The organism is Pseudomonas sp. Bc-h, from assembly GCF_002080045.1.
Taxonomy (GTDB): domain Bacteria; phylum Pseudomonadota; class Gammaproteobacteria; order Pseudomonadales; family Pseudomonadaceae; genus Aquipseudomonas.
Genome location: NZ_MUIN01000004.1, coordinates 64,194 through 89,340, shown reverse-complemented (window position 1 = coordinate 89,340; position 25,147 = coordinate 64,194). Strand labels below are relative to the sequence as shown.

Below are 25,147 nucleotides of genomic sequence, written 5' to 3'. Positions count from 1 at the left end.
AAAAAGTAGGAGTCACTCCTCTTGCTGCGCCCTTCCGCTGCACGTATCAGCCATTTCCTACCCTCACTGGCGCTCTTGCTCGCCGGACTCGCGGCTGCGTATGTGAAGGACCTCAATGTGTTCTTCACTTCACTGTTCAACGTGCTTCCCACCCTGGTGTTGTTGTTGGGTGGTGCGTATTGCGGCGTTTACAAACGCCAGCGCGAGCTGTTTTTGATGATCACGGTGTACATCGCCTACTTCCTGCTCGACACCCAGACCGATTACTACCGTGATAACGGAAAAGTCCGTGAAGACGCAGCGGTGGTGTTTCATCTCTGTTGTTTGCTGCTCCCGGTGATGTTCGCGTTATATGCCTCCTGGGAAGAACGCACGCATCTGTTTCAGGATCTGGTCGCGCGCCTGGCGGTGCTGGTCGCCGTCGGCAGCGTGGCCCTCGGGCTTGAGCAGAGCTTTCCGGAAAGCTTGCTGGCGTGGCTTGCCGACATTCGCTGGCCGTCGTTGCATGGCGAGTGGATGAGCCTGATTCAGTTGTCCTACGCCACCTTCCTGATTGCGTTTGCTGTGCTGACCACCCAGTACATCCGCAAGCCTCGCCCGCTGCATGCCGCGCAGCTGGTGGGTCTGGTCGGATTGTTCTGGGCATTGCCGAAAACCTTCATCCTGCCGTTCACCCTGAATATCATGTGCAGCCAGGTCATGCTGATGATCGCTTCGGCGGTCGCCCATGAGGCGTATCAGATGGCGTTCCGCGATGAGCTGACCGGCTTGCCGGGACGTCGTGCGCTCAACGAGCGCATGCAGCGTCTGGGTCGCAACTATGTGCTGGCGATGAGTGACGTCGACCATTTCAAGAAATTCAACGACACCCACGGCCACGACGTGGGCGACCAGGTGCTGCGTCTAGTGGCCAGCAAACTGTCGAAGATCACTAACGGCGGCGGTAGGGCCTATCGCTACGGCGGGGAGGAATTCGCCATTGTTTTCGCGGGCAAGACGCTGGACGAGTGCATGCCGCATCTGGAGGTCATTCGGGAAACCATCGCTAACTACGCCATCCATTTACGTAACCCGGACAGTCGGCCACAGGATGACCAGCAAGGCCGCCAGCGCCGCGCAGGGTCCCAAGCCACGACCGTTTCAGTCACCGTGAGCATGGGTGTTGCCGAGCGCCAACCCGAGCATCGCAACCCTGAAGAAGTGCTCAAGGCCGCCGACCAGGCGCTGTATGCGGCGAAGGGTGCTGGTCGAAATTGCGTCATCGCCCATGGCCAGACCAACAAGCGCGGTGCTGTGAGAATGGCCGCCGCCAGCTGAGTGACATCTCCTTATTCTATGTAATCAAAGGCTTTCACCTTCCGGTGAAGGCCTTTCCATACCTGTCGTTTTCGGGTGACCATAATTTGATAAATGGTCACTACCTGACCCTATGTGTCGCAAATGGTGTTCATGTACACTCGGATCAACTGACACATCGGCGCCGCAGAATGACTGCGGCGTCTCTTTTCCGGGTTTTCTGCTGCTGTTTGCGAGGTTTGCCATGGCTGACTACAAAGCGCCTTTGCGCGATATGCGCTTCGTCCTCAATGAAGTGTTCGAAGTCTCCAGACTCTGGGCCACGTTGCCCGAGCTGTCCGAAGCGGTGGATGCAGAAACCGTGGAGGCGATTCTCGAAGAAGCCGGCAAGGTCACCAGCAGATCAGTCGCGCCTCTAAGCCGCGCAGCCGATGAAGAGGGCTGCCACTGGAATGACACCGCCGTGACCACGCCGGCAGGCTTCGTTCAGGCCTACAAGACCTACGCCGAAGGCGGCTGGGTCGGTGTTGGCGGCAATCCCGAGTTTGGCGGCATGGGCATGCCCAAGGCGGTTTCGGCTCAGGTCGAAGAAATGGTCAACTCCTCGAGCCTGGCGTTCGGTCTGTACCCGATGCTCACCTCCGGCGCCTGCGTTTCGATCAACACTCACGCCAGCGAAGAACTGAAAGCCACTTACCTGCCAAACATGTATGCGGGTATCTGGGCCGGTTCCATGTGCCTGACCGAGGCCCATGCCGGGACTGACCTGGGCATCATCCGCACCAAGGCTGAACCGCAGGTCGATGGGGCCTACAAGATCAGTGGCACCAAGATCTTCATCACCGGTGGCGAGCACGACCTCACCGAAAACATCATTCACCTGGTGCTGGCGAAACTGCCGGACGCGCCAGCAGGCCCGAAAGGCATCTCTCTATTCCTGGTGCCGAAATTCCTGGTCAATGGCGACGGTAGCCTGGGTGCGCGCAACACCCTTTCCTGTGGCTCTATCGAGCACAAGATGGGTATTCAGGCCTCCGCCACCTGCGTGATGAACTTCGATGGGGCTGAAGGATATCTGATCGGCGAGCCAAACAAGGGCTTGGCGGCGATGTTCACCATGATGAACTACGAGCGTCTGGGCGTTGGCATTCAGGGGTTGGCGTCGGGTGAGCGCTCCTATCAAAACGCGATCGAATACGCTCGCGACCGCCTGCAAAGCCGTGCGCCGACTGGCGCGCAGTCCAAAGACACCATCGCCGACCCGATCATCGTTCACCCTGACGTGCGTCGCATGCTGCTGACGATGAAAGCCCTGAACGAGGGCGGTCGCGCGTTCTCGACGTATGTCGCCATGCAGCTCGATACCGCAAAGTACAGCGAAGATGCGCAGGTGCGTGAGCGCGCCGACGCACTCGTTGCGTTGCTGACGCCGGTGGCCAAGGCTTTCCTTACCGACATGGGCCTGGACACCACCGTCCACGGCCAGCAAGTGTTCGGCGGCCACGGATACATTCGTGAATGGGGCCAGGAGCAGCTGGTTCGCGACGTGCGCATCACCCAGATCTACGAAGGCACCAACGGCATTCAGGCGCTGGACCTGATGGGTCGCAAGGTCGTCGGCAGCGGTGGCGCGTATTACAAGCTGTTCTCGGAAGAGGTTCGCCAATTCATCGCCGCGTCTGACGCCTCCCTCGGAGAATTCACCAAGCCGCTGGGCGCTGCGCTGACCACCCTGGATGAATTGACCGACTGGGTACTGGACCGCGCACGCAGCAATCCCAACGAGATCGGCGCCGCATCGGTCGAGTATCTGCACGTCTTCGGCTACGTGGCCTATGCCTATATGTGGGCGATGTCTGCCAAGGCCGCGTTGGGCAAAGAGGCCCAGGAAGACTTCTACGCGAGCAAGCTGGGAACGGCGCGCTTCTATTTCGCGCGTCTTTTGCCGAGAATTCAGTCACTTGCGGCGTCGGTAAAAGCAGGCAGTGAATCCCTGTACCTGCTGGACGCATCGCAGTTCTGATGAAGTCGCGCTCGTGTAAGCATTTGCTTACACGACGTGCTGACAATCTGGCTCTATCGCTCTAATGGATCCAACATTAATCTACACACATGGACGTCGCGCAGGATGCGCAAACAGACAACATGGACACGTAGGGAATACCTGCCAGGATGGCGGGACGAAAAGGAAGTCACAGGGAAACAGTCTGGAAAACCTCGCCTCGGCGGGGTTTTCTTTTATCTGCGCTTCGTAAAACCTTCTCCGCTCCCTACATCCCTCTCCAGAGTCGCCGGTTTCGGGTTCTCCACTTCGTCCAGCACGGACCTGAGCAATTCCAGCGTCGCCTGCTGTCGTTGTGCATCTCGATACACAAGGCCGATCTGCAGCGGCACCCTCGGTTCGCTCAATGGCTTCCAGAGCAATTCTTCGTTGTCCTGAATATCCTGAGCGCGGCCCGGCAACACGGTCGCCAGCTTCATGTGAGTCAGGCTGTCGAGAATCCCTGACATATTGTTCAGCTCGGCCTGCACGTGAGGGCGACGACCCAGATTGCTCAGCTGCGTCTGCCAGATCTGCCGCACCTGAAACTCCTCACCCAGCAACAGCATCGGCAATTCCGCCGCCTGGCTCATCGAGACCTTCTTGAATTCGCGCAGGGGATGGTTCGCCGGAATGACGAGTTTCAGTTCGTCTTCGTACAGCAGCATGCCGTGCAGCCCCGGCTGACGTGGCGGCAGATAACTGATGCCGATATCCAGCGAGCCATTGAGCAGACGACGTTCGATTTCCATCGCGCTCAGCTCGTAGATCTGTACGACCAAATGGGGTTGCGCCTTTCGCACATGTTCCAGCATTTGCGGCACCAAGCTCGAATGCACGGTCTGCATCACGCCAATGGCCAAGGTTCTCTGGGATTGCCCCTTGAAGTTACGTAGCGCGTCGCGAGCCCGCTGCATCCCGTCCAGAAGCGGAACGGCATGGTTATACAAGGTGTGTGCGGCGAGGGTGGGCAGCAGGCGTTTACTGGTGCGTTCGAAGAGGCTGACGTCGAGGCTGTGTTCCAGCAAACGAATCTGTTGGGACAGCGCAGGCTGCGACAGGGAGAGACGCTCGGCGGCCCGACCCACGTGCCCCTCTTCATACACCGCGACGAAATAGCGCAGTTGGCGGATATCCATAAGTGATTCTTATCGAAATGGCTGGAAAATCGAAATGGCCGTAGAGGTTGTCGGGGCATAGTCTACGCCCAACTCACAGGGGTTGCAGGGCGATAAAGCGCAATGAGCAGTGTTCGAGTCGAAGATGCTTACATAGGTAAAGCGAAAAATCTGGATCAAGGATTGATCGGCGATATCGATGAGCGACGATTTCAGCGGTTGAAGGGGGCGCGCTCATGAACCTGCTCAAGCTGCTGCGCCAGGCGCAAACAGAAGCCGGTGATGTCCTTGTCGCTCCCGCACTGCTATCCCCGCTACAACGGCTGCGCCAACGTACCCATAGCGATCAGGCTGGTCTGTTCGTCGATGAACAGGATGCCTTTACTGGGGCGATAACACTGGCGCGTAAATGGGGCGAGCGACATCGGCGTGGCAAATGCGGCGTTGTGGTCGCCAGTGGCGGACGTTTCGATGTGCTGATCGAATCGATGGCGAGCCACTTCAGCTGTGTGCCATTCAATGATCGGGTGGCAATCGATGCGGCAGTGGACTCGAACACCGTCGCTATCGTGCTGGAGCCGATCCAAGGCAGTGCAGTGGTGACGCCCGCTTCGCAAGCCTATGTGAAAGGCGTGGAAAAACTCTGTCGCGAACTGAATATCCTGCTGATTCTCAATGAGGCGCGGGGCACCGTGGGTCAGCACGGTGGATTGTTGTGTGAAGACGCCTATGAGGTCTCAGCAGATATCGTGGTGCTGGGCGATCACTCCAATCGCAGCCCGCGCAGTGCGGCATTGCTCGCTCGCGGTCATGCCTGCACAGCACAAATCGAACAGCTTCCTGGCTGCGTGCCTGAACCCACTTCAATGCGTCCCTCACGCACGACTTCCAATGCCAAACCGCAACGCCACGCCGTTCCAACGGGCCTGATGGCGTGACCCGGATTTAACACCCCATACCGTCTTGCGTTTTGTACGCTCGCCCTGCTCCGGAAACCCTTGGGGCGGGGCGTTTTTTTGCGCGCTGGATGATGGCTCGCTGATAGCCAAAAAGTGAACGTCTGCGACGCGGCAGAGTCGATTAGCTGTGTGGCCTTCATGGGCCATCTTATTGATCAGGAGCTCTACCCATGGACATCATTCGTATCATCATCGCTATCCTGCTGCCACCCCTGGGCGTGTTCCTGCAAGTCGGCTTCGCCGGCGCTTTCTGGCTCAACATCCTGCTGACCCTGCTCGGTTACTTCCCCGGCATCATTCATGCGGTTTACATCATTGCCAGCCGTAAGTAAGCAGCAGAAAGTTCGCCTCCAGGACCTGTAGCCGTGCGGCTTGCCGGCGGTGGCGTTGATTAAATCGCCACCGCCAGCAGCCGGACTGCTGCAGTTGCAAGACTCAGCTATCCATCACCTTGCGATAAAACGCCCATTCGGTCTCCAGCGCATGGGCCTGGTTGGCGGCCTTGCGAAAGCCGTGGCGTTCGTCAGGGTAGAAGTGGCCTTCGGCTGGGATGCCTTTCTCCAAGAGAGCGTTGAGCATGTCGCGGGTCTGGGCGGGGACGACCACGGCGTCGAGTTCGCCCTGAAAGAAGATCACCGGCACCTTGATCCGATCGGCATGTAGCAACGGCGTGCGTTCGCGGTAGCGGACCATGTCGATGTCCGGGTCGCCGATCAGCCAGTCCAGATAATCCGCCTCGAACTTGTGCGTGGCTTCGGCGAGCGCCAGTGGATCGCTGACTCCATACAGACTCGCGCCCGCGCGAAAGACGTCCTTGAAAGCCAGCGCACATAAGGTGGTATAGCCACCGGCGCTACCGCCGCGGATGAATGCATTGCTCGGGTCGATCAGGCCCTTATTGCCCAGATAATCCACTACTGCGCAGGCGTCTTCGACGTCCACCGCGCCCCATTCCAGAAACAGCGCCTGTCGATATGCGCGGCCATAACCGGTGCTGCCGCGATAATTGAGGTCGGCGACGGCGAAACCGCGTTGCGTCCAGTATTGAATGCGTGGATCGAGCACGGGATAACAGGCGGAAGTCGGGCCCCCGTGGATGAACACCACCAGTGGCGGTTTTTCCTCGCCTTTCATGGCCGGGTAGAAATAGCCGTGAGCCTCCCCCGATCCGCTTGGATAACGCAACGTCTGCGGGCGGCTGATGCGCTCGGCGGGCAAGGGTGAAACACCTCCAGCCAGCACCAGAACACTTCTGTCGGCGCGGTTGATCGCGATCACGGCCGAGGGGCAGATGGCCGAAGCGGCGATAGCGTAGATAAAGTCATCGTCGATAGCCAGGCTACGAAAACGACTGTAATCGCCGCTGAAATTTTCCTGAGTGCCGTCAGCCAAGCGCAGGCCTAAAACGCCGACTCCGTCTTCGGACCAAGTCGCCAGATAAGCGCCGTCGCTCAACGGTAACCAGCTCGAACCGCCCAGCTGCCATGGGGCAGGGGCATGATCGGCTTTGGCGGCGGGCAATGCTTCAAGACCTTCTAACGTTTCGACCCACGGCTGCCAAAAGCCAGAGCGATCGGTCAGGCAGTACAAGCGGCCTTGATCGTCGAAGCGCGGCTGTTGCAGCGCTTCCAGTCCCAGACCGCCTGCCAGGCAATGCGCGCGTCCCCAGTTTCCGTCGGCCAGACGCTCCATGCTCATCAGGCGCGTCGACGTCCAGGGCTGATGGGGGCGCCACCACTCGATCCATACCAGACGATCACCGTTGGGGCTCAGGGTTGGCGACGCATAGAAGTCCGCCCCTTCTGCCAGGATTTCACGTCGGCCATCGGCGAGACCGAGAGACACCAGCCGGTGAACATCTTGATCCTCCTCGACCGCCAGAATCTGCCCACGGGCGAATCGGACATCGCCATAGCGCTTGTCGCCCTGAGTCAGGGCCTGTGGGGTGCTGGAGTCGAAGGGCTGGAGATAGATCTGTTGATCGGTTTCGTTGACGAACGCGACTGAATCATCGGTCAGGCAAAACGAGCCGCCGCCGTATTCATACACGCGGCTGCGAACACTGAAGCCGTTCGGCGTCAGGCAAGTGGTGGCGCCGTCTTGCCAGCGCCATATGCGAGAGGCCGCGTCCTGCGGGCGGAATTCGTTCCAGAAAAGGCCGGCGGGACTGACGCTCAGCTCGGCGAAATCGATGCCTGCCGCCACGGCCTGGGCGGCAGAGAACAGATCAGGATTTTGCGATGAGGCGTGAGTTTCGTTCATTGCGGAAAGCCAGTTGCTCGATGGTCTGGCTAGCATACTCGGCTTCGTCGCGGGCTTGGGTGATCAGGCTGTGTTGCGGCGACTTGCTGCACACCGGGTCCGCATTGCTCGCATCACCCGTGAGCATGAACGCCTGACAGCGACAGCCGCCGAAGTCCTTTTCCTTCTCGTCGCAGGAGCGGCAAGGCTCAGGCATCCATTCGTAACCGCGAAAACGATTGAAGCCGAACGAGTCGTACCAGATGTGCTGCATGCTGTGGTCGCGCACATTGGGAAACTGAATCGGCATTTGCCGCGCGCCATGGCAGGGAAGGGCGGTGCCATCCGGGGTGACCGTCAGGAACAGGTTGCCCCAGCCGTTCATGCAGGCTTTGGGGCGCTCTTCGTAATAGTCGGGAGTGACGAAGATCAGTTTGACCGGGTGATTCTCGGCTGCGAGCTTCTCGCGGTATTCGTTGGTGATGCGTTCGGCGCGCACCAACTGATCCTTGGTCGGCAAAAGACCGACGCGATTCAGCTGCGCCCAGCCGTAGAACTGGCAGGTGGCCAATTCGACGAAGTCCGCTTCCAGCGCCACACACAGCTCGATGATCTTGTCGATCTTGTCGATGTTGTGCCGGTGGGTCACGAAGTTCAGCACCATCGGATAGCCGTGCTTCTTCACCGCACGGGCCATTTCCAGCTTCTGCGCGAAGGCCTTTTTCGACCCTGCGAGCATGTTGTTCACTTGCTCGTCGCTGGCCTGAAAGCTGATCTGGATATGGTCCAGACCGGCCTCCTTGAAGTCGATGATCTTCTGCTCGGTCAGGCCGATTCCGGAGGTGATCAGGTTGGTGTAGAAACCCAGTCGGCGGGCCTCGGCGATCAGTTGGGCAAGGTCCTGGCGCACCAGTGGTTCACCACCGGAAAAGCCGATCTGCGCCGCACCCATTTGCCGGGCTTCGGCCATGACCTTGAACCACTGCTCGGTGCTTAACTCTTGCCCCTGTTTGGCGAAATCCAGCGGATTGGAGCAATAGGGGCATTGCAGCGGGCAGCGATACGTCAGTTCGGCGAGCAGCCACAGTGGCAGGCCGACGGCAGGCGTCGGCGGAATATACGGTTGCGTGTGGGCTGGCGCTGACTCAGAGCCTGGGTCAACTCCGGTTTCAGGCAAGTTCGATCCAGTGTTCTGCACGAGCGACCTCCATAAATTGCTCGACGTCGGTGCCGAGCTCGGGAACGCCAGGGAATTTCTCGTCGAGCAGGGCGATGATCGCAGCAACACTGCGCTGCCCATCGATCAGGCCGCCAATTTCGCTGGCGCTTTCATTGAGCTTGATCATGCCTTCCGGGTACAGCAGCACATGACCATTCTGTGCGGGCTCGAACTGAAACCGATAACCCCGGCGCCAGCTCGGCACCAGTTCGCGATTGAAGCTCATAGGGCAATTCCTTTGTGCCAGACACGCTGGTCAGTGACGCTGTGATAGGGCGGACGGTTCAGCTCGTACGCCATGCTCATGGCGTCCAGCATGCTCCACAAAATGTCGAGTTTGAACTGCAGGATTTCCAGCATGCGCTGCTGGCCCTCCCACGTCGTGTAGTGTTGCAGGGTGATCGCCAGACCATGCTCGACGTCGCGCCGCGCCTGGCCCAGACGCGTACGGAAATATTCGTAGCCGGCCGGATCGATCCACGGGTAATGCTGCGGCCAGCTGTCCAGGCGCGACTGATGAATCTGCGGCGCGAACAATTCGGTCAGCGAGCTGCTCGCCGCTTCCTGCCAGTTGGCGCGGCGGGCAAAGTTCACATAGGCATCGACGGCAAATCGTACGCCCGGCAGAACCAGTTCCTGCGAGCGAAGCTGGTCCGGATCCAGACCCACCGCCTGGCCCAGGCGCAGCCAGGCTTCGATGCCGCCATCTTCGCCGGGCGCACCGTCGTGATCGAGCAGGCGCTGAATCCACTCGCGACGGATTTCGCGGTCCGGGCAGTTGGCCAGAATCGCGGCATCCTTCAGGGGAATGTTCACCTGATAGTAGAAGCGATTGGCGACCCAGCCCTGAATCTGTTCACGGGTCGCGCGGCCTTCGTACATCGCCACGTGGAACGGGTGGTAGATGTGGTAGTACGCGCCCTTGGCACGCAGGGCCTGTTCAAATTCAGCGGGGGACAGCGGCGTCGGGTCGCTCATGTCGGCTCCTTAAAGCTCGATGCTCATGCCATCAAAGGCCACTTCAACGTCACGGCGGGCCAGTTCGGCGCGCTCGGGCGAATCTTCGTCGAGAATCGGGTTGGTGTTGTTGATGTGAATAAGCACCTTGCGCTGTTTCGGCAGTTTTTCCAGCACTTGCAGCATGCCGCCAGGGCCGTTCTGCGCCAGGTGGCCCATTTCGGTGCCGGTGCGGGTGCCAACGCCACGGCGTTTCATTTCATCGTCATCCCACATCGTGCCGTCTACCAGCAGACAGTCGGCGCCGCTCATTTTCTCCATGAGGGCATCATCGACTTTGCCCAGGCCTGGCGCATAAAACAGTTTGCCGCCGGTCCTGGTGTCTTCGACCATCAAACCGATGTTGTCGCCGGGATGTGGGTCGAAGCGATGAGGCGAGTAGGGCGGTGCCGCGCTGCGCAGCGGAAACGGCGTGAAACGCAGGTTCGGGCAGGCCGGGATCACGAAGCTGCCTTCCAGCTCGATACGGTTCCAGACCAGGCCGCCATTCCAGTGTTTGAGCATGTTGAACAGCGGGAAACCGGTGGTCAGATCTTCGTGGACCATGTCCGTACACCAGACCTGATGCGGGCAACCCTCGCGCAGGCTCAGCAGGCCAGTGGTGTGGTCGATCTGGCTGTCCATCAGAATGATCGCGCTGATGCCGGTGTCGCGCAGGCCGCGATTGGGCTGCATGGGCGCAAAGCCCTGCAGTTGCGCGCGAATGTCGGGGGATGCGTTACACAGGACCCAGTTCACGCCGTCGTCCGACAGGGCAATGGACGACTGAGTGCGAGCGTGGGCTCGCAGGCTGCCGTCACGAAAGCCTGCGCAGTTGACGCAGTTGCAGTTCCACTGAGGGAAACCGCCGCCTGCGGCCGAGCCGAGAATCTGGATGTGCATGAGTACTCCGTGCCAAATGGGCTGCTGCGCCCGAAAATCTGAAATCCTTCAACAAAAAAGCCCCGGCGAACCGAGGCTTCTCACCGCGCAGAGATCAACGGCTTGCGAAGTACATGGTGACTTCAAAGCCGATACGCAGATCAGTGTAAGCAGGTTTAGTCCACATAAAAGACTCCTTCTGGGTTAATGCAACGGTGGGTGAGTACATCTTTAGTACACCTGCGAGAGGAGACGTTCAAATGCTTAGGGAGCTATGTTACTAAAAATAACGCTCTTCCAATGATGAAATATCAGATAAAGCTTTTTGCATATTCAGCAAGGATCACCCTGCTACACGGCCCGACCTGCTTGGGCTGGGGCGATTGGACAAGCAAAGCGCGGAAGCCTCGGGTAGCGCTACCCGACTGGCGGCACGTTGCAGCCCATATTGCTGCAAATGTGCAAACGAATGTTGCAGGCGTTCGATGTAATTCGTCGAATGCCCTGCCATGTGCGCCTGCCAGAGCATCTCGGACGCTTGATGGATGTCCAGAGCTGCAGGATCGAGCTGATTTTGCAGGGCATTTATCTGCACTGGCAGGTCGGCTGTTTCGATCAGGGTCGGTAGCACAGCGATGAAGCGTTCTATGTGCTCGATCAACTGCGCGGCACTGGCGCTGGGAGATTGCACGCCAAACAGCAGTCCGCTTTGCCCGGCAATCTGTCGGAAACCGCTGAACACCGCGTAGCCCAGTTGCAGTTCGACACGCAAACGCTGATAGAACGGCGCCTGTACCAGATGTGCGAACAGTCGCCAGATGGCTTCATCTTCGATGAGTGTCGACGGAGCCGGGTAGAACATCAGCACCGCATCTTCGGACGTTTCTGACGCCACCTCCTGCCAGCGCTTGCCCCGCGCTTGAAGGGGCGGGTGACCGGGTTTGTCATCCGGATCGCCGGGAATCCGAGCCATGGCATGAATGAGTGAGTTTTGCCCGCTTTCCGGCATGCCGGTGGCGAAGCCGATCCAGCGGGCATTGATCCAGACGCTTTGCAGGTCGTCGGTTTCCGACGGGGCTTCGCTGTTCAAATAATGATCAGGAAGCGTCTTGAGCAACTGGCGGATCGGCATAGGTGCGGGTTCGTGGCTCGGCTGCCCATAACGGGATAACGCCTGCTCGTCGGGCTGACTCAGCTGGCGCAACGCCTGTTGCAGTACGGCAGGCAGAGGTTCGGTCAGCCCGCTCAATTTCAACTGCCAGAAGTTTCCGTATGCGTTGAACGTCATCGCCACCCCCGCTTGCTGTGCGTCATCAGTCAGGGCTCTCAGGCTGTCGTTGAGCATAAGCGCGAGCTTTGGCTGCGGCGTCGATAGCGTCCAGCGCAAATAGACAGTGGCTTCCCCGTTGGCGGGCACGGCGTTGCTGAACGTGAATGCCGGCAGCGGCTGCACGTGTGTGAGAGGCTCAGAACTTGGACGCAGAAAAGGATTGGGCTCGGGCAGGCGCCATTCAATGTTCGTTGGCGGCTGCGCTGAAATGCCGGGGACCGGCCGCAACAGGGTTTGCGGGATGAGTCTATCCAGCAAGGCATCCAGAGCGCGGAGGGCCGACGCAGGCACGACGGGTTCGTTGATTGTCTCTGCGCTGAAGTGTCTGGCAAGAGCCAATGCGCCGCTCACGGCAAGGCGTCGTTGTTCGAGCAAGGTGTATTCGGTGAGCAGGTGGCGATAACGGATTTTGAAAAAGGCCAGCCAGTCGAAGACAAACGCCGCAACCTGCGCCCCGTGGTCGTCCGGGACGATCGCGATATCGAGCAGAGCCTGCCCGGCAAACTCGTACAGAACCTTCATTTTGAGCGACCCGATCAAACCTCGGTCACGCAACTCCGCCACAAGACCGCCTGACTGCGCATTATTGATCCAGGTGCAGAGAAACGCAGCGGCCTGCTCGTGTCCCTCGGGCAATTCTTCACACGCAAATATCAGGTGGCTCTGATGCGAGGTATTTTCTGCGGGTGGTTCGACACGATTGCCTATCAGCGCTGGAGGCTTGACCTGATCCGCCCGAGAACCCGCGGCGAAATAGCCGCCAAAACGAGTGGCCAAAGCCTGCAGCTCACCCAGCGATTGCGGCCCGGCGAGGCTCAGGGTCATTTGCCCAGCCTGATAGAACCGTCGGTAAAAGTCCTGCAGCGCCAGCTGAAACGCCGGACGCGGGACCGGCAAACTGAAGCGATTGCCTGCGTGAAACCAGCGAAGCGGATGCAACGGAGAGATCGGCTGCAGGCGTTTCAGTTGATCCCGTGACGCTGCGTCTCGCGACCAGGCAATGAATTCGGCGTGCAGGACCTCTCGTTCACGCAGCTGATCGGCCATCGACATGCGCGGATGAGCGAGCATTTCGCACAGACGTTCCAACCCCCCTGCAAAGACTGGCGGCGCGAGCTCGAAGAAGAAGTCAGTGGTGCGTTCTCGTGTGCTGGCGTTGACCTGCCCGCCATGCCGTTGAACGTAGGCCATGAGGTTCTGCTCGGCGGGAAAACGTTCGGTGCCGAGAAAGAAAAGGTGTTCAAGAAAGTGCGCCAGTCCCGGCCACTGCTCGGGAACATCGTGACTGCCCGCCGCCACTCGCAACGCCGCCGCGCAACGTTTCAGGCGCGGCGCCGAATACAGCACCACCCTCAAGCCATTGAGTAGCGTGAGTGAACGATGGTTGGATGAATCGGGCACAGGCATGACGAATTCCGCAGAAGCTCGGGAAAGTGACTGCTCATGCTAGCGGATAACAGGTGGATTCGTGATATTTGCAAACGCTGCTCTGTAGCAATCCGGCTTGCCGAACGATAGATATCCATGATGCCGTCGGCAAGCTGGACTGCTATAGAGTTCAACGGTTTACTTCACCAGCCCTGAGTAAAACCCCGGCCGTCGATCCTTGAAATACGTGTTGATCGCCTGGGATTCGCTCATCGACTGCCGATCCAGCTCCGCGATCACCAGTGTTTCATCCTGACCCGCCAAGCCCACCTGTTTGCCGTCCGGTGCGCAGATGCTGCTCAACCCGCAATAGTGAATGTCGCCCTCGCTCCCGCAGTAGTTGGCATACACCACATAGCACTGGTTTTCGAAGGCGCGGGCCCGCACGGTCACTTCCGCTACGAAGTCATAGGGCTCCATGTTCGCGGTCGGCACCAGGATCAGATCGACGCCTTCCAGCGCCAGACGCCGTGTGTTCTCGGGAAACTCCACGTCATAGCAGATCAAGAACCCCAGCTTCCAGCCGTTGAATTCCACGACTGGAAAATGCTCCTCGCCTGCGCTGAACATCGACTTGTCCAGCTCGCCATACAGATGCGTCTTACGGTAATTGCAGAGACGCGAACCTTTGGCATCGATCAGTTGCACGGCGTTGTAGACCTGCTCGTCGTCACCCCGCTCCGGATAGCCGTACAGGATCGCCACGCCGGTGGCTTGAGCAATGGCCGCAATTGCCTGGGCTGCGGGGCCGTCGCTGCGTTGGGCCAGTGAACGTGCCGCCTGAGGGCCGATGTTGTAGCCACTGAGGAACATCTCCGGACACACCAGCAATGCCGCGCCCTGCGCAGCAGCGTCGATTGCTTGCGTATTGAGACGTTGCAGATTGCCGCCGATATCCAGCGGCAACGGTGGGCATTGATACAGAGCGACGCGCATGGAAGGCTCCTTATTCCGGCAGAACGATCGGGCCGATTTCGTGGAAGACGTCTCCCGGCCCCGGGTTTTCGGCGTGGGTCTTGCCGCCGAAGTGAGTCATGATTCCCCACACCGCGTTGAGCGAAGTCTGCACCGCGCCTTCGACCCACGCCGGTGTCCACGACACGTCATCGCCAGCGATGAAAATGCCACGCTGGTCGTCAGGCATGTCCTTCTGCATGAAATGTGCGTACATCCGCTGGTTGTAGCGGTAGTGGCCTGGCAGCGCGCCTTTGAAAGCGCCGAGGAAGTGTGGGTCGGCTTCCCACGAGACTGTGATCGGATCTCCGATGATGCGTGCGGCAATGTCGACCTTCGGATAGATCTTTTTCAGTGCGCCCAAGGCCAGGCTGACGCGTTTTTCTACCGGGTGCGGGAGCATTTTCAGTGCGTCGCTCATCCACGAATAAGACAGACAGATCACGCCCGGCTTATCGACGCCGTTGGAGTAGGTGCCGTTATCGAACAGATAGGTGCCACGGGTCAGACGGTCGGTGAGGGTCATGCTCATCAAGTCGCGGCCGGTTTCCGGGTCCTTGTCCTTCCAGAACGGTCGGTCGACCATGACGAAGGTTTTCGATGACTGCATGTAACGCGTGCGGTCCAGCGCCATCCACATCTTCTGCGAGAACAGCGACTCTTCGCACTCGATCTGCGTCGTCAGCAGCCAGCTCTGGCAGGTCGCCAGAACGACATCGTAATGGCGAGTGTCGCCCCAGTTGTCGGTGACCGCGAACTGGCCATCGGCGGCGCGAGCAATGCGTTTCACCCCGGTACGCGGCGCGCCGTGGTGCAGCGTCGAGAGGCTCGTGCCCTCGGGCCAGTGAGCGCAGCGTTCCGGCGCGTGACGCCAGATGCCCAGCGGCACTTGTTCCACGCCGCCGACGATCAGGTGCTGATGGTCGTCGCAGTTGGTCATGACCACGCGGAAGATTTCCAGCATCGAATTGGGGAAGTCCGAGTCCCAGCCGCCAGTGCCGAACCCGACCTGGCCGAACACTTCGCGATGATAGAACGACAGTTTGGCGAAGGCCTTGGAGGTCGCGACAAAGTCATAGAACGTGCGGTCATCCCACAGCGGCACCAGCTTGTCCCACAATTCCTTCAAGCGCGGTACGTCTCGATCGCGAATGGCCTGCTGAATGTCAGCGAACTGCGCGCCGTCTTCCAGTGCATCGGCCCAGGCGTCAGCCACTTCCTGAAACAGCGCAGGCAAATCCGAGAGTTTCTGTGCGTAGTGAGTAGTGCCTTCCAGGTCGATGACAGTACTGCCAGACGCCGCAGTGAGCGGGTTGGGGAAAGGTCTGGATTCCAGCCCCAATTTGTCGACGTAGTGATAGAACGCGGTGGAAGAGACCGGAAAGCGCATACCGCCAAGCTCGGCGATGATGCCTTCGGCGCCTTCAAACTGCTGGGAGCGCAAACGCCCACCCATTTTGGAGGCTTCATAGACGACAGGCTTGAGGCCGAGCTTCATCAGTTCGTAGGCCGCCACCAGCCCGGCGATGCCGGCGCCGACGATGGCGACTTCCTTGCCGTGGTTTTCGCTGGGGATGCTGCCGAGTCCCGCCGGGTGCTCGATCCAGTCATCGAAGGCGAACGGAAAGTCGGGACCGAAAATCGTGATCGGCTTTTTACCGTCGGCGGGATGGCGATTGTTCTTCATGGCTGACCTTGTTCGACTGTGGCGCGAAAGTGAACAAGTCTAGATAACAGCTGAGACGTTAATAAGACGCAGAGTGTCGTCGTTATGTAGAGTTTTTTAGCAGACTGACGAGAGTTGTGAGCATTATGACCTTATGCGACTTAGTTGACGCTTTCGCGAGCAGGCTCCCTCCCACAGGTATTGCGTCGATCCCACATTAGCGTTCAACACAGGCCCAATGTGGGGGGGAGCTTGCTCGCGAAACGGTTGCCGCTTAATCGGATCAAACCGGCTGCCCACGATCGATCTTGCTACTGAGAATGATCGAGGTCGTGGTTTTTTCGACGCCATCTACGCTGCCGATCAGGTCCAGTAACTGGTCCAGTTGCTCCGGCGAGTCAGTGCGCAGCCACGCCACATAATCGAATTCACCGCTCACCGCGCACAGCTGTTGCACCTGAGCCAAAGCGGTCAGACGCCGCAATACTTCCTTGCCCGAGCGCGGCTGAACGGTGATCCCGACATAAGCCTGCAACCCGCCATCAACCACCCGTTGACTGAGACGAACGCCGTAGCCGGTGATGATTTTGCTTTTTTCCAGACGCGCCAGACGCGAGGTCACCGTCGTGCGAGCGATGCCGAGTTGACGGGCCAGATTGGCGACCGGTTCGCGGGCGTTGATCTGCAGGGAAGCGATCAATTGGCGGTCGATATCGTCGAGCGCAGGAGGACGAGTGTCGGGCAAGGGATGGATCTCCAGAGGTAAGCGGGCATGTTACCCGCTTCCCGCCTCAGTTTTTGTAGTCGGGCGCCACGCGATCCAACAGACGCAGCAACGCAGCCCACGCGAAATTCACTGCATCAGGGTCGCTCAACTCGCCTTCAGCCACGTCCTGGCCAGGCTCGTTGAATTGCTTCTCGGTGCGACGACAGACCTCGTCTGGCGGGTAACGCAAGGCATCGCCTGCCTGCGCGGCGATCTGAATCTCGCAGGCTTTTTCCAGGTAATACATGCGCAAAAACGCCTGCTTCACGCTGTCGCCAACGGTCAACAAACCGTGGTTGCGCAAGATCATCACCGAGTTGCCGCCCAAGTCTTCGACCAGCCGCTCCTGCTCACTGAAGTCCAGCGCGATCCCTTCGTACTCGTGATAGCCAACGCGGCCATAGAACTCCAGAGAGATCTGATTCACCGGCAGCAATCCAGCTTCCTGTGCCGCTACCGCGCAGCCCGCCCTGGTGTGGGTGTGCAGCACACATTGCGCATCCTCGCGCGCCCGGTGAATTGCGCTGTGAATCACGAAGCCTGCAGGGTTGACCGGATAGTGCGACGCTTCGACCTTGTTGCCGTCCAGATCGATCTTCACCAGATTCGACGCGGTTATTTCTTCGAAGAACAGCCCATAAGGGTTGATCAGGAAGTGATGGTCCGGCCCAGGGATGCGCAGGGAAATATGCGTCGAAATCAGATCAGTCATCTTGTAATGAGCAATCAGACGATAACAGGCAGCCAGTTCCTGTCTGAGCTGCCATTCCTGCGGGCTGTAGGCGTGTGTCATTGTTCCTCCGGTCAATCTCGGTGGGTGGTTGGCTCAGCGTGCCAGCCACGCATTCAGGCGTTCTTCCAGTTCTTCGCCATGGTCAACCCAGAACTCGATGTTCAGCGGCATGGCCACGGCCATGTTCTGAGGCGAGGTTGGAATCCACGGTGCTTTGCTCGGGTCCAGTTTGTCGCTCAGCGCCGTGTTGGTCACGCCATAAGCGATGGACTGCGAGAAGGCTTGCTGCGGCGTCTGCTCGTTGGCATAGGTAATGAATTTGTTCGCCGCGTCTTTATGCTGTGAGCCTTTGACGATGGTCCAGTAGTCCATGCTGTACAACGAGCCTTTCCAGACAGGCGCTACTTTCAGCCCTTCGCTGGCAGCCACCGCGCCACGACCGCTGAAGGTGGTGGTCATGACGATGTCACCTGAGGCGAGCCACTGCATCGGCTGCGAGCCTGCCTCCCACCACTGGATATACGGTTTGAGCTTGTCCAGTTTTGCGAATGCACGATCAACGCCAGCCGGAGTACTCAGCACTTTGTAGACATCGGCAGCGGGCACGCCATCGGCCAGCAGCGCGTATTCGAGGGTGTACATCGCCCCTTTGCGCAAGCCGCGTTTGCCCGGGTATTTCTCGGTGTCCCAGAAGTCGGCCCAGCTGGACGGCGCGCTCTTGACCTTGTCGGTGGCGTACACCAACGGCATGCCCCAGACCAGTGCAGCCGAGCCGCAGTCTTGCTGAGCGCCGTCGATCAATTGTTGACCACCCGCGAGCTTCGGCCAGTCGAGCTTCTCGAACAGGCCTTCGGCGCATCCGCGCTCCAGATCCGGCGCCTCAACCTGCACCACGTCCCAGTCGGCATGCCCGGTTTCGGCCATGACTTTGATTTTGGCCATTTCCCCGTTGTACTCGGTCTGCACCACACCAACACCGGCCTTCTTGGCGAAGGGTTCGAAGATCGTCGTGTTCTGAATCTTCTGGGCCGCACCGCCGAAACCGACGATCACCAGATTTTCCGCCGCCAGCGCCGACAAGGGCGAAAGCATCAACAACGCACACGCAATCTTCAGGTTCTTACTGTTCATCGACATTTTCCTTTGGCCGCAGGGCTCTTTTTTTCGCAGTCGATGGCGCACGCGGGCACGCCCATGGCTGCATAGGGGTAAGCGGATAGAAACAGGCATTGGTTTGCAAAACGGGGAAGCTGGAGCTCTTGTTCGCGACGCTTTTTTCAGGCGTTCGGCGAGTGTGTTCATTGTTGTTCTGACCTGCGTGCTGGGGCGCGGGCGTGGCTAGAGACTAATCCAGCGTCTGTGAAAAAAGAAGATAGGAATCGTTATTTTGTGAAAAAAACGTCTGAAATTTCACTGCCGGTTAAAAACGCTCTGCCCGATAGACTATTTTCATGCTTCGCCGCTTAAACTGCCCATCGCTCAGCGCATCCCGCACACAGGCACCGAGGTAAACGATGACCAAAGGAAAAACCAGCGACAGCGCCAGGACGGCCAAGCCGGTGTCGGACGATGCGCCGGCAGGCGAAAGCTTTCTTGGTGAGCGGATTCGCGGGTTGCGTAAACGCCAGGGCCTGACCCTCGCCGAGCTGGCGCAACGCAGCCAGTTGTCGGTGGGCTACATCAGCCAGTTGGAGCGCGATCTGTCTCGGCCTTCGGTGGACACATTGCTGAAGATCGGTCGTTGCCTTGGCGTGAATATCCAGTGGTTCTTCTCGACCAGGTCCGAGGTCAGCGAGGCCGACGCTGGCTATGTGGTGCGTAAGGACAGCCGGCAGAATATTCATTACGACGATGGCATTTACGACCAGTTGCTCACGCCGAGCCCCAGCGGCCAGATCGAGATGGTCCATTCCCGGTTCCCGCCCGGCGCCTACAACCGCACCAGTTATACCCACGAGGGCGAAGAGGTTGGCTACGTACTGACTGGCACGTTCGAGCTGTGGGTGGGAGAGAAGCATTTCCTGCTGACGGAAGGCGACAGCTTCCGCTTTGCCAGCGACGAGCCTCATCGCTACGGCAATCCGGGCGAGACCGATGCCGTGGTGCTGTGGGTTATCACGCCGCCGACCTACTGATGGCCTGAAACAGACTCTTTGCGCAAATGCTTGGATCGATCATCTTTATGATCGGTTTGCGCATTTTATAGGAATGGAATAGGCTGTTTTGAGCGAATCGATCAGGTAAATGATCATTTCGCTCAAATTCAAGCATTTAGCCTGCAGCCCTCGAAGCGACATACGTAGCTGACCTATAAAAATAAGGAGCACCCCCGTGGCCCATATTCCAATCAAGCGCACCATTGAACGTGTACCCGGCGGCATGATGATCGTGCCTTTACTCATCGGCTCCCTGGTCGCGACGTTTCTGCCCGACATGCCGAAGTTCTTTGGCTCGTTCACCAACGCACTGTTCACCGGGTCGCTGCCGATTCTGGCGGTGTTCTACGTGTGCATGGGCGCCAGCATCGACATCAAGGCCACGCCGTATCTGCTGAAAAAGGGCGGCGTGCTGTTCGGCACCAAGGTGGGCACCGCCATCGTCATCGGCGTGATCATGGGGCACTTCCTGGGTGAGCAACCGATCACTTCGGGTATCTTCGCCGGCCTATCGACACTCGCGGTCGTGGCTGCAATGAACGACACCAACGGTGGCCTGTACATGGCGCTCATGGGGCAATACGGACGCTCTGAAGACGTGGGTGCTTATTCAGTGATGTCGCTGGAGTCCGGTCCGTTTCTGACCATGGTCACCCTCGGCGTCGCAGGTCTGGCGGCTTTTCCGTGGCCGACGCTGGTGGGGGCTATCCTGCCGCTGTTGCTGGGAATGCTGCTGGGTAATCTCGACCGCGAAATGCGCGACTTTCTGGCCAAGGCCGTACCGGTAATGATCCCGTTTTTCGCGCTGGCACTGGGCGCGAGTCTGGACCTGCACAAGGTCTGGCAGGCGGGCCTGCTGGGCATCGGTCTGGGTCTGGCGGTCGTCGTGCTGACCGGCATTGCGCTGTACTTCGCGGATCGGGCGTCCGGTGGCACTGGCGTCGCAGGCGTTGCCGCAGCCAACACGGCAGGCAATGCGGCGGCGGTTCCGGCACTGGTGGCCGCGGCGAATCCGGTCTACTCCGAAGCCGCAAGCTCGGCGACGCTTCTGGTCGCGGCGTGTGTGGTCGTTACGGCGGTGCTGTCGCCGATTCTTACGGCATATGTCGCCAAACGCTACAAAGAGCGTCACGCTGAAAAACAAGTGAAGATAACGGCTGAGCGGGAGGCTGTGCGATGACATTGCTGATCATTGCCGATGACCTGTCGGGCGCGGCGGATTGCGCAATCGCCTTTGCCAGCGCCGGTCTGAGCACGGTCGTGACCCTTGATGCGTCCCATGACACCGGCGATGCCAGCGTGGTCGCCATCGACACCGATACCCGTCGCCTGTCCGCCTCGCAAGCCGCAGAGCGCACGCTGATGGCATGTCAGACGCTGCGCAAACCCGCTCAGCGGCTGTACAAGAAGATCGATTCGACGCTGCGTGGCAATTGGGCTGCTGAAGTCGCATCGCTCCAGTCACTCGCCGGCCTGGCGATCGTTGCGCCCGCGTTTCCTGCCACCGGCCGAACCACGGTTGAGGGCAAGGTGCTGGTCAACGGTCAACCACTGGAAAGCACAGACACCTGGAAGCTTGAGCATACGGACCGCTCTGCGGACATCGCAGCGTTGCTCGAAGGCGCCGGTCTGCGTACAGCAAAACTGGGTCTCAGCACTTTGCGCGGCGATGCTGCCGCCTTGGCCAGCCACATCGTCGAGATTGCTGGCGGCGATACTCAAGCGTTGATTGTCGATGCGCAGACCGCCGAAGACCTTCAAGCACTGGCAACCGTCACCGTGTCAATTGACGAGTCGCTGTTCTGGGTGGGATCTGGTGGTCTCGCCCGGGAAATAGCCGGGTTGCCCGCGATGGCGAAAAATGCTGCAGAGAGTCCGGAGGCTGTCCGCGAAAAACACGCCCCGACGCTGGTACTGGTGGGAAGTCTTTCCGGGGTGTCCGAGCGCCAGTGCGCCATGCTCAAGGAGCGCGCATCGATTGGCGAGCTGGTTGTGCCGCCTGCGGTGTTGCGTCAGGGCAAAGCACACGCGGATTGGGCCGGTTGGGAAATTCGTATCGGAGAATATCTGCGTCGCGGCGACGATCTGCTGCTGCGCATTGGCCGTGATGAGGCGTTTGATCCAGCCGAAGGCGCGCGCCTCTCCACCCTGCTGGCGGCCATGGTGCGCCCGCATTTCGCGCATGTAGGCGGCCTGGTCGCGACCGGCGGCGAAACCGCTCGGGCCATGCTCGGCGCAGTGGGTATCGGCAGTCTGCAACTGCTCTGTGAAATCGAGGCGGGCGTCGCATTCGGGCGCCCGATCTCCAGCCGCGAAGGCCATCGCCCTGGTGTGGTGACCAAGGCGGGTGCGTTTGGCACCGATCACGCGCTCTACGCGGCCTGGCTACACATGAATAACGCTGTTGAGCCTTTGGAATACGCCACAGGCTCGGTAAAGAATCCTGCGCTACAAGGTAAAAAATCATGAGTAACTATTTGCCCATCATCGGCATCACCATGGGCGACGCCACTGGCGTAGGTCCGGAGATCATCGTCAAGAGTCTGACCCACGACGTGGTGTATCAGCAGTGCCGCCCCTTGGTGATCGGCGATGCCGGGCGCCTGGAACTGGCCAACGAGATCGTCAAGGGCACTGCCAGGATTCGTCGTATCAAGGAGGCTTCAGAAGCTCAATACCAGCCGGGAGTCATCGACTGCATCGACTTGAACCTGATTCCGGCCGATCTGCCATTTGGTCAGCTTTCGCCGATTGCCGGCGATGGTGCTTATCAATACATCGCCCGTGCGGTGCGACTGGCCGAGGCGGGGCAGATCGATGCGATCTGCACCGCGCCACTGAACAAGGAAGCGCTGCACGCGGGGGGCCACAAATACCCTGGGCACACTGAAATGCTCGCGCACCTGACCAACGTCGAGGAAGTGTCGATGATGCTGGTGGCGCCACAATTGCGCGTGATTCACGTCACCACCCACATCGGCATCATTGACGCGATCCGCAAGATCGAGCCGGGTCTGGTGCAGCGCACCATCGAACGTGGCAACGCGACCTTGATCAAGGCGGATATCGCCAAGCCCCGCATTGGCGTGTGCGGCATCAACCCACATGCGGGCGAGAACGGTCTGTTCGGTTATGGCGAAGAAGAAGAGAAGATCATTCCGGCGGTCAAACTGTTGCAGGAGCAAGGGCTCGATGTCACGGGGCCGCTGCCCGCGGATACTTTGTTTTTCCGCGCGGGCCGCGGCGATTTCGACCTGGTGGTGGCGATGTATCACGACCAGGGCCATGGCCCGGTGAAGGTGCTCGGGCTTGAAGCGGGGGTCAACGTGACGGTCGGGCTGGAAGTCATTCGCACCTCGGTCGACCACGGCACTGCGTTCGACATTGCCGGCAAAGGCATCGCGGACGAGCGCAGCCTGCTCGAGGCCCTGCGTCAAGGCGCCGAACTGGCCACGCGTCGGGGGTGAGGTGTTGCGGCTCGGTCGTGTAAGATCAGCGGCCTTTGTGCAACGAGGCCGCCCATGAAAGCTATCGACCGACACCGCGCCATTCTCGAACTGGTGCGCGCTCGCGACACGAACGTCGAGCAGCTGAGCGCCGCGCTTGGCGTGTCGGAAGCCACCGTGCGCCGCGACCTGACCATGCTCGCCAAACAGCGTCATCTGGTGCGCACCCATGGCGGTGCCACCGCGCTGATTGGTGTGCATGAACCGGAAGCGTCGCTGGAAGAGCGCAAAGCGACCCAACGCGATCAGAAAGACGCCATCGCCAAAGCGGCGGCGCTGCATGTCGACGATGGCGACACGGTGCTGCTCGACGGCGGTACGACCTGTGCGGCGCTGGCGCTGCATCTGTGTTCGCGGCAAAACGTGCATGTGGTCACCAATAATCTTCTGGCTGTCATGACCCTGGCGAACGCACCGGGCATACGCCTGACATTGATCGGTGGCGACTTGCGCGGCTCGAGCATGAGCACCCTGGGGCCGCTCGCCGAGCTGACCTTGAGCCGCTTGAGCGTCGACAAGGCGTTCATGGGCGCCGACGGTGTGGTCGCGGAATTCGGATTGTGCGAAGCCAGCGACCAGCAGGCCTATCTCAAGGAGTGCATCATCAAGCGTGCCGCGCAGGTCTTCGTCCTCGCCGATGCCGACAAACTCGGTCGGGCTCGCCAGCAGCACTGGACGCCCATCGAGCGCGAATGGACCTTAATCACTTCTTCGCAGGCCGATGAAACACTGCTGGCGCCCTTCAAGGCGATACAGCAAATTACGGTTGAAACCACCCTCGACAACTGAATAACCCTTCGAGCTGGCAGGTGAGATCGACATTCTCTGTAGGCCTTTTCCCTGCTGTCACCGCTCTGTCATTCAGCTGTCACCCCCTGCATGTCTAAATCGGCTCCCTGACCCTCTGAATCCACGCCGGGAGCCCCGCCATGACCGATAGCCAGCATCTGGATTTGTCCGAAACCGCCCGTTACATCCACGCCGATATCCTCGACAGCTTCGACGAAGAGCTGGAAATGGAATACGACGATGCTCGTCTGGACGGGCTGCTCGCCGACCTTGGCGAGGAGGTACCGAAGGGCATTGACCGGCGCGTGTATTTCCGCGAATTGCTGCGCCTGCAGGGCGAACTGGTCAAGTTGCAGGATTGGGTGGTTAGCCAGAAGCTCAAGGTCGTGGTGCTGTTCGAAGGTCGCGACGCCGCAGGCAAGGGCGGCGCAATCAAGCGTATCACCCAGCGCCTGAATCCGCGGGTTTGCCGGGTCGCCGCACTGACCGCGCCCAGCGAACGCGAACGCACTCAATGGTATTTCCAGCGCTACGTGTCGCACCTACCAGCGGCTGGCGAGATGGTCCTGTTCGACCGCAGTTGGTACAACCGGGCAGGCGTCGAGCGGGTCATGGGCTTCTGCGATAACGACGAGTACGAAGAGTTTTTCCGTACTGTCCCTGAGTTTGAAAAGATGCTCGTACGCTCGGGCATCATCCTCATCAAGTACTGGTTCTCGATCACGGATGATGAGCAATATCGCCGCTTCCTGATGCGCATCCACGATCCGCTGAAACAATGGAAGCTGTCGCCAATGGACCTTGAGTCTCGCCGTCGTTGGGAAGATTACACGCGCGCCAAAGAGGAAATGCTCACCCGCTCGCACACCGATGTAGCGCCTTGGTGGATCGTCGAAGCCGACGACAAGAAACGCGCGCGTCTGAACTGCATTCATCACCTCCTGCAGCAGATTCCTCGTGGCGATGTGGAGTCGCCCCAAGTGGTGCTGCCGGAACGCGAGTACAACGCCAACTACCTGCGGGCGCCGGTGCCACGGGACATGGTGGTGCCTTCGGTTTATTGACCG

General features: G+C 59.5%; 23 protein-coding genes. 10 read left to right on the top strand and 13 right to left on the bottom strand.

Annotated elements, in window-relative coordinates:
* The first annotated feature begins 21 nt into the window (after positions 1-21).
* Both BWR59_RS07310 and BWR59_RS07305 read left to right on the top strand, forming a co-directional pair.
* Positions 22-1,317 carry a GGDEF domain-containing protein gene (locus BWR59_RS07310; RefSeq protein ID WP_081564971.1) on the top strand — a complete coding sequence of 432 codons (1,296 nt, stop codon included), beginning with the start codon at positions 22-24 and terminating at the stop codon, positions 1,315-1,317.
* A gap of 223 nt (positions 1,318-1,540) precedes the next feature.
* Positions 1,541-3,319: an acyl-CoA dehydrogenase C-terminal domain-containing protein gene (locus BWR59_RS07305; protein WP_081564970.1), complete on the top strand. Its 1,779-nt coding sequence runs from the start codon at positions 1,541-1,543 to the stop codon at positions 3,317-3,319.
* A 215-nt stretch (positions 3,320-3,534) separates the two neighbouring features.
* Here BWR59_RS07305 and BWR59_RS07300 read toward each other — a convergent pair whose 3' ends face one another.
* Positions 3,535-4,476, bottom strand: coding sequence for a LysR family transcriptional regulator (locus BWR59_RS07300; protein WP_081564969.1), 942 nt, complete (start codon positions 4,474-4,476; stop codon positions 3,535-3,537).
* 215 nt (positions 4,477-4,691) lie between these two features.
* Here BWR59_RS07300 and BWR59_RS07295 point away from each other — a divergent pair, with 215 nt between their 5' ends.
* Together BWR59_RS07295 and BWR59_RS07290 are read left to right on the top strand one after the other, a co-directional pair.
* On the top strand, positions 4,692-5,393 hold the full coding sequence (locus tag BWR59_RS07295; protein WP_081564968.1) for an aminotransferase class III-fold pyridoxal phosphate-dependent enzyme: 702 nt from the start codon (positions 4,692-4,694) through the stop codon (positions 5,391-5,393).
* Positions 5,394-5,584: 191 nt separating this feature from the next.
* On the top strand, positions 5,585-5,746 hold the full coding sequence (locus BWR59_RS07290; protein WP_081564967.1) for a YqaE/Pmp3 family membrane protein: 162 nt from the start codon (positions 5,585-5,587) through the stop codon (positions 5,744-5,746).
* Positions 5,747-5,849: 103 nt separating this feature from the next.
* Here BWR59_RS07290 and BWR59_RS07285 read toward each other — a convergent pair whose 3' ends face one another.
* The 12 genes from BWR59_RS07285 to BWR59_RS07230 form a co-directional block, all read right to left on the bottom strand.
* Positions 5,850-7,676 carry a S9 family peptidase gene (locus tag BWR59_RS07285; protein ID WP_081564966.1) on the bottom strand — a complete coding sequence of 609 codons (1,827 nt, stop codon included), beginning with the start codon at positions 7,674-7,676 and terminating at the stop codon, positions 5,850-5,852.
* A complete protein-coding gene (gene pqqE, locus BWR59_RS07280; RefSeq protein WP_168184464.1) occupies positions 7,642-8,772 on the bottom strand; it encodes a pyrroloquinoline quinone biosynthesis protein PqqE in 1,131 nt (376 codons plus the stop codon). Before pqqE ends, BWR59_RS07285 begins: the two co-directional genes overlap by 35 nt.
* Positions 8,773-8,824: 52 nt before the next feature.
* Positions 8,825-9,100 carry a pyrroloquinoline quinone biosynthesis peptide chaperone PqqD gene (pqqD, locus tag BWR59_RS07275; RefSeq protein WP_081564964.1) on the bottom strand — a complete coding sequence of 92 codons (276 nt, stop codon included), beginning with the start codon at positions 9,098-9,100 and terminating at the stop codon, positions 8,825-8,827.
* Positions 9,097-9,852 carry a pyrroloquinoline-quinone synthase PqqC gene (gene pqqC / locus BWR59_RS07270; protein WP_081564963.1) on the bottom strand — a complete coding sequence of 252 codons (756 nt, stop codon included), beginning with the start codon at positions 9,850-9,852 and terminating at the stop codon, positions 9,097-9,099. The genes pqqD and pqqC overlap by 4 nt, the downstream gene beginning before the upstream one ends.
* Before the next feature lie 9 nt (positions 9,853-9,861).
* Complete coding sequence (gene pqqB / locus BWR59_RS07265; protein ID WP_081564962.1) at positions 9,862-10,773, bottom strand: pyrroloquinoline quinone biosynthesis protein PqqB; 912 nt, start codon at positions 10,771-10,773, stop codon at positions 9,862-9,864.
* Between the two features lie 94 nt (positions 10,774-10,867).
* On the bottom strand, positions 10,868-10,939 hold the full coding sequence (gene pqqA / locus BWR59_RS07260; RefSeq protein ID WP_008365141.1) for a pyrroloquinoline quinone precursor peptide PqqA: 72 nt from the start codon (positions 10,937-10,939) through the stop codon (positions 10,868-10,870).
* 156 nt (positions 10,940-11,095) lie between these two features.
* Entirely contained in the window at positions 11,096-13,489 is a 2,394-nt protein-coding gene (gene pqqF, locus BWR59_RS07255) for a pyrroloquinoline quinone biosynthesis protein PqqF (protein ID WP_081564961.1), read from the bottom strand.
* A gap of 159 nt (positions 13,490-13,648) precedes the next feature.
* Positions 13,649-14,446 (bottom strand): carbon-nitrogen hydrolase family protein, encoded by a 798-nt coding sequence (locus BWR59_RS07250; protein WP_081564960.1) that lies wholly within the window; start codon positions 14,444-14,446, stop codon positions 13,649-13,651.
* Between the two features lie 10 nt (positions 14,447-14,456).
* Positions 14,457-16,151 (bottom strand): NAD(P)/FAD-dependent oxidoreductase, encoded by a 1,695-nt coding sequence (locus tag BWR59_RS07245; protein WP_081564959.1) that lies wholly within the window; start codon positions 16,149-16,151, stop codon positions 14,457-14,459.
* A gap of 262 nt (positions 16,152-16,413) precedes the next feature.
* The gene (locus BWR59_RS07240; RefSeq protein ID WP_081564958.1) at positions 16,414-16,875 is read right to left on the bottom strand and encodes an Lrp/AsnC family transcriptional regulator; all 462 of its coding nucleotides are present in this window, start codon (positions 16,873-16,875) and stop codon (positions 16,414-16,416) included.
* Between the two features lie 46 nt (positions 16,876-16,921).
* The gene (locus tag BWR59_RS07235; RefSeq protein WP_081564957.1) at positions 16,922-17,689 is read right to left on the bottom strand and encodes a class II aldolase/adducin family protein; all 768 of its coding nucleotides are present in this window, start codon (positions 17,687-17,689) and stop codon (positions 16,922-16,924) included.
* Between the two features lie 33 nt (positions 17,690-17,722).
* Positions 17,723-18,760 carry an ABC transporter substrate-binding protein gene (locus BWR59_RS07230; protein ID WP_230981975.1) on the bottom strand — a complete coding sequence of 346 codons (1,038 nt, stop codon included), beginning with the start codon at positions 18,758-18,760 and terminating at the stop codon, positions 17,723-17,725.
* Positions 18,761-19,143: 383 nt separating this feature from the next.
* Between BWR59_RS07230 and BWR59_RS07225 the strand changes: the two genes are divergently transcribed.
* The 6 genes from BWR59_RS07225 to ppk2 all read left to right on the top strand — a co-directional run bounded on the left by BWR59_RS07225 (position 19,144) and on the right by ppk2 (position 25,144).
* Positions 19,144-19,764 (top strand): cupin domain-containing protein, encoded by a 621-nt coding sequence (locus tag BWR59_RS07225; RefSeq protein WP_081564955.1) that lies wholly within the window; start codon positions 19,144-19,146, stop codon positions 19,762-19,764.
* Positions 19,765-19,960: 196 nt separating this feature from the next.
* Positions 19,961-20,965 (top strand): 2-keto-3-deoxygluconate permease, encoded by a 1,005-nt coding sequence (locus BWR59_RS07220; RefSeq protein ID WP_081564954.1) that lies wholly within the window; start codon positions 19,961-19,963, stop codon positions 20,963-20,965.
* Positions 20,962-22,254 carry a four-carbon acid sugar kinase family protein gene (locus tag BWR59_RS07215; RefSeq protein WP_081564953.1) on the top strand — a complete coding sequence of 431 codons (1,293 nt, stop codon included), beginning with the start codon at positions 20,962-20,964 and terminating at the stop codon, positions 22,252-22,254. Before BWR59_RS07220 ends, BWR59_RS07215 begins: the two co-directional genes overlap by 4 nt.
* A complete protein-coding gene (pdxA, locus tag BWR59_RS07210) occupies positions 22,251-23,252 on the top strand; it encodes a 4-hydroxythreonine-4-phosphate dehydrogenase PdxA (RefSeq protein ID WP_081564952.1) in 1,002 nt (333 codons plus the stop codon). Before BWR59_RS07215 ends, pdxA begins: the two co-directional genes overlap by 4 nt.
* 54 nt (positions 23,253-23,306) lie before the next feature.
* Positions 23,307-24,080, top strand: coding sequence for a DeoR/GlpR family DNA-binding transcription regulator (locus tag BWR59_RS07205; protein ID WP_081564951.1), 774 nt, complete (start codon positions 23,307-23,309; stop codon positions 24,078-24,080).
* Between the two features lie 140 nt (positions 24,081-24,220).
* Positions 24,221-25,144 (top strand): polyphosphate kinase 2, encoded by a 924-nt coding sequence (gene ppk2, locus BWR59_RS07200; protein WP_081564950.1) that lies wholly within the window; start codon positions 24,221-24,223, stop codon positions 25,142-25,144.
* Positions 25,145-25,147 lie beyond the last annotated feature (3 nt).